We start from the raw sequence: 429 nt of genomic DNA, 5'->3' as shown, positions 1-429 counted from the left end.
CCGAGGAATGCAACGCAAGCAATTGATGAATATACTTGAAGATATCGGCCTGTACTATGAATTAGATTGGCAAACTTCTAGTACTGAGATTAAATGCAGTTTGAAAAATGGCTATGAAGTAAGTTTCAGATTTCTAGCTGAGATTGACGGCGAATTAGAGCGTATTCGATACTGGAAAACAGCGCCGATGTCACCTCTTGCTGAATAACAAGCATTTTGCTCACCTGCCTCGGGCCGGATGAACCTCACTTGGGCTTAAGGCACGGCCAGTGCTGCGGCCCTTCTTTTGAGCAGGGATCTTCTACCTGCGGCTTTGCTTGAGAATTCCTTATAAAACTCAAGGAACCGCCAGGGGCCCTGGCGGCGGCGTCCCATCCCCAAGCGGTGAACAGAATGTTCGTTCTGTTTATCCTGGTGTCTAGTTGAGCA

General features: G+C 47.8%; 1 protein-coding gene. It reads left to right on the top strand.

Annotation, left to right across the window (positions count from 1 at the left end; translation table 11 throughout):
* Positions 1 to 208: hypothetical protein (locus S1OALGB6SA_RS06335; RefSeq protein WP_230204463.1), on the top strand; the 208-nt coding region annotated here is incomplete at its 5' end.
* Between the last annotated feature and the right edge of the window lie 221 nt (positions 209 to 429).

Origin of the sequence: Olavius algarvensis spirochete endosymbiont (assembly GCA_900608495.1) — a bacterium.
Taxonomy (GTDB): Bacteria; Spirochaetota; Spirochaetia; order DSM-2461; family DSM-2461; genus UBA2779.
This window is presented reverse-complemented; position numbering and strand designations above follow the sequence as displayed.